The sequence below is a fragment of the Enterococcus sp. 3H8_DIV0648 genome (assembly GCF_002140655.1).
GTDB classification, from domain to species: Bacteria; Bacillota; Bacilli; order Lactobacillales; family Enterococcaceae; genus Enterococcus_A; species Enterococcus_A hulanensis.
Genome location: NZ_NGLG01000002.1, coordinates 1,272,020 through 1,273,655, shown reverse-complemented (window position 1 = coordinate 1,273,655; position 1,636 = coordinate 1,272,020). Strand labels below are relative to the sequence as shown.

At 35.2% G+C, this 1,636-nt stretch carries 2 protein-coding genes; one reads left to right on the top strand and one right to left on the bottom strand.

Features of this window, described 5'->3' with window-relative positions; all coding sequences use genetic code 11:
• Nucleotides 1–353, top strand: a 353-nt coding sequence (locus tag A5875_RS22255; protein WP_141108389.1) for a TdeIII family type II restriction endonuclease, incomplete at its 5' end; no start/stop codon positions are given.
• A 54-nt stretch (nt 354–407) separates the two neighbouring features.
• Here the strand turns inward: A5875_RS22255 and A5875_RS22250 are convergent.
• Nucleotides 408–1,636 (bottom strand): DNA cytosine methyltransferase (locus A5875_RS22250; protein ID WP_088935737.1); only part of this gene is annotated, 1,229 nt, incomplete at its 5' end.

Here is a 1,636-nt window from a genome sequence, read left to right as displayed (position 1 = left end):
ATATAAAACGAACAGATGGAACTGAAGAGTATTATTCCATTAAAACAGTCAAACCAAACCTGGATCAAACAGAAATTGCTAAACGGGACATGCTGCGTACAATGACAGCAAAGCCAGATTCACTAGCATTTTTTGCTCTACCTTATAACCCATCTGGAGAATCAAAGCTTTATTCTTGGTCAGTTCCAAAGAAAATTTTCGATATGAACAATTCATCAGCAGTACTAATTGGTAGTGACTTTTGGAATCAAGTCGGTAATGACCCTAATACATACTTAGAGTTACTTCAGATTTTCGATGAGCTTGGAGATGAATACCAAGCAAAGATTCGTAATGATTATTTGAATCTTTAAAAAAAGTGCCTCGCTTAAGCAAGCTACAATGCTTAAGCGAGTTTTTTCTTCTCCTTAAAAAACTAATTCTAGTTGCTCATTCTTTTTTTGTATCTCTATCTGACTCATAAAATCAGTTTCATTAGTATTTTTGTAACGTGAATATTTAAATCCTGGATAGATAGGAAGTTGTTCCCCTCTATCATCAGCCAGAATAGTACGGCCAACTGCTCTTCCTAATTCAATAGGTACTGCATTTCCAATTTGCTTATATATATCAGTGATTTTACCACAGAACTTCCAATCGTCAGGAAATCCTTGTATACGTCGGTATTCTTCAATACTCAATGGCCGATCTTCAATTGGATGACATAGATCAGTTGCCGGCATTGCAGGATGGGTAACTAAAGTTGGCGATGGCTTATCAAAGCTTAATCTTCTATAAAATCCAGTTTTTCCTCCACCTAGACCAAATGATTTACCCATTGCTTCTGGTTGAATATCTTCTGGAAGGTTACGCCAATTTTGTCCTTGTTTAAGAAGTCTAAAATATTTTAATCTTTTCTCTGGAAAATCTACATGATGTTGTTCTTTATCTTCAATACCTTCCAAAGCTTCTCCAAGAGTTACCCAAGGTTTCAAATGTGTTTCAGTACAATTAGAATGCGTAGGAGTTAGGTATGGAACCTTTTTCTTTCCTAACTTACACAATAGTATGATACGTTCACGAACCTGTGGTGCACCAAAATTCGCCGAATTATATAGTTCAAAAGATACACTGTAACCATATCTTTTTAGTAAGTTTACTACATAAAATAAAGCTCCTCCTTTAACAGGTTCTCCAAACTCCTCAATAGGATACTTTGCCGATAATAATCCCCTAACGTTCTCGATCAAGGCATATTTTGGTTTCATTTCTCCGATTAAATGAATAAAATTCAAAAAAATATTTCCTCTATCATCTTCAAAAGCCTTTCTTTTTCCAGCTGTAGAGAACGCCTGACAAGGAGGGCCTCCAAAAATCAAATCTATTGAGGTTCCTTTAGGAATTCGAGCATATTCTAAAATTTGTTTCGCATTATATTTTGCTAAGTCACCGATTAATGCAATATCGGGATTGTTTGCTTGAATCGTCTTTCTTGTTTCTTTATCAATTTCTGATGCCAATAACGGTTCTATTCCTTCTTTTTCCAATCCAATATCTAGTCCCATTGCTCCAGAAAAGAAACTTAATGCGACAAAATCAGGGATTTCATCACTTTTTCTTGGATGATCATCTGGCTCAATGACTACATTATAATTTT